The sequence below is a fragment of the Nocardiopsis halotolerans DSM 44410 genome (assembly GCF_000341065.1).
Lineage (GTDB): Bacteria > Actinomycetota > Actinomycetes > Streptosporangiales > Streptosporangiaceae > Nocardiopsis > Nocardiopsis halotolerans.
This window is the reverse complement of record NZ_ANAX01000403.1, coordinates 1-5,781: the sequence shown is the minus strand read 5'-3', so window position 1 is coordinate 5,781 and position 5,781 is coordinate 1. Positions and strand designations below refer to the sequence as shown.

The window sequence follows — 5,781 nt, the reverse complement described above, 5'->3', positions numbered from 1 at the left end:
GTTGCCGTCCAAACGCACGACCAGCGGCTTGGACACGTCCTTGCCCTGGCTCTCCAGCAGTTCCAGGGCCTGGACGATGCCGTTGGCGACGGCGTCGCAGGCGGTGATGCCGCCGAAGACGTTGACGAAGACGCTCTTCACCGAGGGGTCGCCCAGGATGATCTCCAGACCGTTGGCCATGACCTCGGCCGAGGCGCCGCCACCGATGTCCAGGAAGTTGGCGGGCTTGGCGCCGCCACGGGTCTCACCGGCGTAGGCGACCACGTCCAGGGTGGACATGACCAGACCCGCGCCGTTGCCGATGATGCCGACCTCGCCGTCGAGCTTGACGTAGTTCAGGCCCTTGGCCTTGGCGGCGACCTCCAGGGGGTCGCCCTCCTCGGCGACGGCGAGGCTCTCCAGGTCCTGGCGGAACTCGGCGTTCTCGTCCAGGGTGACCTTGCCGTCCAGCGCGATGACGCGCCCGTCACCGGTCAGGATGAGGGGGTTGACCTCGACCAGGGTGGCGTCCTTGCCCGCGAAGGCGTCCCACAGCTTGGTGATGATCTCGGTGGCGCCCTGGGCGGCGGCCTCGGGCAGGTTGCCCTTCCGGACGATCTCCGCGGCGACGTCGGCGGGGGCACCGGTCAGCGCGTCGATGGCCACCTTGGCGACGGCGTCGGGGTTGGTCTCGGCGACCTCCTCGATCTCCACGCCGCCCTCGGCGGAGCAGATCGACAGGAACGTGCGGTTCGCACGGTCCAGCAGGAAGGAGAAGTAGTACTCCTCGGCGATGTCCGAGGCCTCTTCCACCAGGACGCGGTGGACCGTGTGGCCCTTGATGTCCATGCCGAGGATCTGCTCGGCCTTGGCCTGGGCGTCGTCGGCGTCGTCGGCGACCTTCACACCGCCGGCCTTGCCGCGGCCACCGGTCTTGACCTGCGCCTTGACGACGACGCGGGGCTTTCCGGCGGCGGCGAACTCCTCAGCGATGGCACGCGCCTCAGCGGCCGTGCTCGCCACCTTCCCCTGGGGTACGGGAACCCCGTACTCTGCGAAGAGTTGCTTCGCCTGGTATTCGAACAGGTCCACGAGGGTCCGTCCTTGTAACTCGCTGGCTCAGGATGTCTACCGGGGTGGCCTCGTCCGGATCGGCTGTGACCCACTGACACGTGTCACACGACGCACAGCCCGACGGGCTGAGCCGTTTACAGAAGATCGAGATCGCCGCGGCGTTGCCACCCGCGACATGCGCAAAGCTTAGTCGCCCGAAATCCGGCCGACAGACACCGGGGGCCGTGTTGACCGGCTCCACCATCGGCCGGAAACCGCTCACGCGGCGTCGCGGGGGCTCCCCGATGGGAATTTCTGTGACGAGGAACACGGTGGATAACACCCCAGGGGCGTTTCCTCGCCCATGGGCGGCCCCCTGGGCGTGTGCGACCAACATCACGCGTCGGGAACGGGTCAGGCTGCGTGCGCCGGACGGATGTTCTCCCGCACCCAGTCGGCGATCTCCGAGGTCGGGGCTCCCGGGGTGAAGATCTTGGCGACGCCCATGTCCTCGAGGGCGGCGATGTCGCCGTCGGGGATGATCCCGCCCCCGAACACCCGGATGTCCTCGGCCCCGTTCTCCTTCAGCAGCTCCATGACCCGGGAGAACATGGTCATGTGTGCGCCGGAGAGCACGGACAGCCCGATGGCGTCGGCGTCCTCCTGGAGCGCGGCGGCCACGATCATCTCGGGGGTCTGGCGCAGACCCGTGTAGATGACCTCGACCCCGGCGTCACGCAGCACGCGGGCCACGATCTTCACACCGCGGTCGTGCCCGTCCAGCCCTGGTTTAGCGACGACGACCCGTGCTGCGCCCTCGGCCATGACAAACCCCTCACGAACGTTCCCCCGGCTGCCCGGCCCTCCTTGTGGGAGGCCCCCGGGTGCGCGGGGACGAGACGATGAACTCGCATGAAGCGTAACGCAGGTCACTGCCGGGTGGCGGGCGCGGGGACGGGTATCTACCCGAACATGGGAGACGATGTCACCGGATTCGAGCAGATCAGTACGGAGAACCTGCGGGATCGCGCCGTCGAGCTGGCACGGCGGCGGTGGGACCTGCGCTTCTTCTGGCGGCTCCTCGGACTGATTCCGGCCGCCGAGGCCGCGGCGGGCAACGAGGAGGCCAGTGAGGCGAGCGTCGCCCAGCTGTCCGGTTTCGTGTACGAGGCGCTGTCCGTCGAGACCGACCCCGAGGTCCAGGAGGCACTGCGCCCGGTCTACGTGCAGTACCTCCTCGAACACGGCGAGACCGCGGACGATGTGCGCGGAACCGGGGACGGCGGTGGCTCCGACGGCGGCGCCCACAGTGCCCGGGACGACGGGGGCGGGTCCCGCTGATCCCTCTCGAAGCCGTCTGAGCCCCTCGGGTTCGATGTCCGAAAACCGCCAGCTTCGGTCCGCCGGGTCAGCGACCATGGGTGGCGTGATGGACGATGACCAGCGTTACCGCGCCGTACACAGCAGGGACGCCCGCTTCGACGGGGTCTTCTACACGGCCGTGCGCACGACCGGTGTCTACTGCCGCCCGAGCTGCCCGGCCGTCACCCCGAAGCGGGCCAACACCCGTTTCTTCCCGACCGCCGCTGCCGCCCAGGAGTCGGGGTTCCGCGCCTGTAAGCGGTGCCGCCCCGACCTGACCCCGGGCTCCCCCGAGTGGAATCTGCGGGCCGACGTGGTGGCCCGTGCGATGCGGCTCATCCAGGACGGGGCCGTGGACCGGGGCGGCGTCGGCGCCCTGGCCGCGACCATCGGTTACAGCGAGCGCCAGCTCAACCGGCTGTTGTCGGCGGAGGTGGGCGCCGGGCCGCTGGCCCTGGCACGCACCGAGCGCGCGCAGACCGCGCGGGTGCTGGTGGAGACCACGGACATGCCGATGGCCGACGTGGCCTTCGCCTCCGGGTTCTCGAGCGTACGCCAGTTCAACGAGACGATGCGGGCGGTGTTCGACCGCTCCCCCAGCGAGATGCGCGCCATGGGGCGCGCACCGAACGGTTCCGAGCCGGGGACGATCACGTTGCGGCTGCCCTACCGGGAACCGATCGACCTGGCGGCGATGCTCAGGTTCCTCGGGGACCGTGCGGTGCCGGGGATCGAGGAGTACCGGGGCGGGGTCTACCGCAGGACGCTGCCGTTGCCGCACGGACCCGGGGTCGTGGAGCTGTCCGAGGGGGCGGGGCACGTGCTGTGCCGTCTGCGGCTGTCGGAGCCGCGCGACCTGGCCAGCGCGGTGCGCAGGTGCCGCGGACTGCTGGATCTGGACGCCGACCCGCGGGCGGTCGCCGAGGCACTGGGGGACGACCCCCTGTTGGGGCCCCTGGTGGCCGCCCATCCGGGCCTGCGGTCGCCGGGGCACGTGGAGCCGTCCGAGCTCGCGGTCCGGGCGGTGCTCGGGCAACAGGTGTCGGTGCGCGCCGCGCGTACGCTGGCGGGGCGCTTGGTGGAACGGTTCGGGGATCCGCTCAAGCCGGGCCTGGAGGCGCCGGACGGAGGACTGACCCACGTGTTCCCCGCCCCGGACGTCCTGGCCGACGCCGATCCGGCCGGTTTCTCCATCCCGGCCGCTCGGGGGCGGGCGCTGACGGAGCTGAGCGGGGCGATCGCCTCGGGCCGGATCGACCTGGGTCCCGGGTGTGACCGGGACGAGGCAGAACGGCGTCTGGTGGAGCTGCGGGGAATCGGACCGTGGACGGCGGGTTACGTGCGGATGCGGGGCCTGGGTGATCCGGACGTGTTCCTGCACGGAGACCTGGGTGTGCGGCTGGCGTTGGAGGCCAGCGGCCGGAACGCCGCCCCGGCGATCGCCGCGCGGGACGCCCGGGCCTGGAGTCCGTGGCGGTCCTACGCCAGCCACCTGTTGTGGGCGTCGCTGGCCGACGCGACGTGAGAGAACGGAGGGAATCGGCATGAGAACCGACATGAGCGAAGTACCAGAACAGGGGATGTTGGCGTTGGACGTGCGGCCGCAGGAGCCCCGGAGGACGACGACGGTGGAGTTCCGCGCTCCCCTGCCCGGACCGACCCGGTACACGAGGACGGACTCGCCGGTGGGCGAGCTGACCCTGTTCGGCGACGGTGAGGCCCTGGGTGGTGTGCTCACCCGGGGCAGGGACGACACACCACGGGCGGTTCCCGAGGACTGGGTGTCCGATCCGGAGCCGTTCACCGAGGCCGTACGGCAACTGGAGGCGTACTTCGCGGGCGAGCTGCGCGAGTTCGACCTGCCGCTCGCCCCGTCGGGAACGGAGTGGCAGCTCCGGGTGTGGGCGGCACTGACGACCATTCCGTTCGGCGAGACCGCGAGTTACGGCCAGCTGGCCAAGGAGCTGGGGCAGCCGACGGCGTCCCGGGCGGTGGGGATGGCCAACGGCCGCAACCCGATCAGCATCATCGTGCCGTGCCACCGGGTGATCGGAGCGAACGGCAGTCTGACCGGTTACGCGGGCGGTCTGGAGCGTAAGGAGTTCCTGCTCGGTCTGGAGGGGGAGACTCTGCTCGGCCTGAGGAGGGAGGACACGAGGGCTCGCTGACCCCAGGCGGGAGGCGGGAAGAGGAGACGGCTGGATATCGGTGAGGCCCCCTCCCGGGCGAACGGGGGCGGGCCTCTCGCTTGTGGTGTGAGGCTCGCGAAGCGCTGTCTCCGCCTCTCGTGCCTGTGAAGGCGCGGACCCCCCTTGTGGGGACGCGGACGCGACTTTACCCTTCAGTAACCGTGCGAACACACCCCATCGCACGCGTCCCGCCGACTCCCCCACGAGGAGAGAAGAGTTGACATCCTCCACCCCCCGCCTCCGGCCCCCCAGAACCCGTTTCGTGGGCATGGCCACCCTGGCCATCACGGCTTCGGCCGCCCTGGTCGCCTCCGCATCCGCCGCCCAGGCCCAGCCGGTGCGGAACACGGCTCCCCTGGCTGAGGCCGACAACGTCGAGATCACCGTCGACTCCGCTGCCGACGAGGCCCTGCCCGGTGGTTCGGCGGCCGCATCCGCCGAGGACGTCCTGGCCGACGCGGTGATCGACGACGTCCTGAGGGCACGCGGTTCGACCATCAGCACGCTCTCCCAGCAGGACCGCGACGTCCGGGTCGACATCCGTGAGGCCGAGGACGGCTCCGCGTTCGGCGTCGCCATCGTGACCGCGCCCATGGGCGTCGACGAGAGCCCCCACGCCTGGCTGTTCGTCGCCGACCATGAGGGTTCCGAATGGACGGTCGGACTGGAGGGGAGTGAGGAGTTCTCCTCCCTCCTGGCCGACTCCACCCTGTTGGAGGAGGAGGAACGGGAGGCCGTCGCCGCCTCGACCGACCCCTCCGGAGTCTCCACCAGCAGTTACACCGGCATCGGCCTGCCGTTCTCCATCGGCACGTCGATGGTCATGACGGGAGGTCCGCACGGGAACAGCGGGGGTTACCCCTACAGCTCGGTGGACTTCGCCGGCGGCAACGGCCAGGCCCGTGCGGCCCGCGGAGGTTACGCCTACAGCCTGTGCACCGGTTGGACGCGGGTCATCCACGACAACGGATACTCCACTGACTACTACCACCTGGAGAACTACCAGTGGTTGCCCGGCAACAACGTCGGGGTCGGCCACTACCTGGGCACCCAGGGGAACAGCCTCTGCGCGGGTGGTTCGACGACCGGTGCGCACATCCACTTCTCGCTGAGGGCGTACAACGACCCCAACGCCGCGGGTTGGTACGTCCCCCTGCACGGCAGGACCCTGGGCGGCTGGACCTTCGTGGAGGGCGCC

6 protein-coding genes are annotated in these 5,781 nt (G+C 70.3%); 4 read left to right on the top strand and 2 right to left on the bottom strand.

What is annotated here, in order from left to right:
- Window positions 1–1,071: ADP-forming succinate--CoA ligase subunit beta (gene sucC / locus D455_RS0128550; protein ID WP_017574069.1), on the bottom strand; the 1,071-nt coding region annotated here is incomplete at its 3' end.
- Between the two features lie 375 nt (window positions 1,072–1,446).
- Window positions 1,447–1,857 (bottom strand): cobalamin B12-binding domain-containing protein, encoded by a 411-nt coding sequence (locus D455_RS0128545; RefSeq protein WP_026123074.1) that lies wholly within the window; start codon window positions 1,855–1,857, stop codon window positions 1,447–1,449.
- A gap of 87 nt (window positions 1,858–1,944) precedes the next feature.
- Between D455_RS0128545 and D455_RS0128540 the strand changes: the two genes are divergently transcribed.
- The 4 genes from D455_RS0128540 to D455_RS31985 all read left to right on the top strand — a co-directional run.
- The gene (locus D455_RS0128540) at window positions 1,945–2,373 is read left to right on the top strand and encodes a hypothetical protein (protein ID WP_241480426.1); all 429 of its coding nucleotides are present in this window, start codon (window positions 1,945–1,947) and stop codon (window positions 2,371–2,373) included.
- A gap of 88 nt (window positions 2,374–2,461) precedes the next feature.
- Window positions 2,462–3,919 carry an AlkA N-terminal domain-containing protein gene (locus D455_RS0128535; RefSeq protein WP_275040920.1) on the top strand — a complete coding sequence of 486 codons (1,458 nt, stop codon included), beginning with the start codon at window positions 2,462–2,464 and terminating at the stop codon, window positions 3,917–3,919.
- Between the two features lie 31 nt (window positions 3,920–3,950).
- Window positions 3,951–4,562 (top strand): methylated-DNA--[protein]-cysteine S-methyltransferase, encoded by a 612-nt coding sequence (locus D455_RS0128530; RefSeq protein ID WP_040685196.1) that lies wholly within the window; start codon window positions 3,951–3,953, stop codon window positions 4,560–4,562.
- 289 nt (window positions 4,563–4,851) lie between these two features.
- Window positions 4,852–5,781: M23 family metallopeptidase (locus D455_RS31985; protein WP_017574064.1), on the top strand; the 930-nt coding region annotated here is incomplete at its 3' end.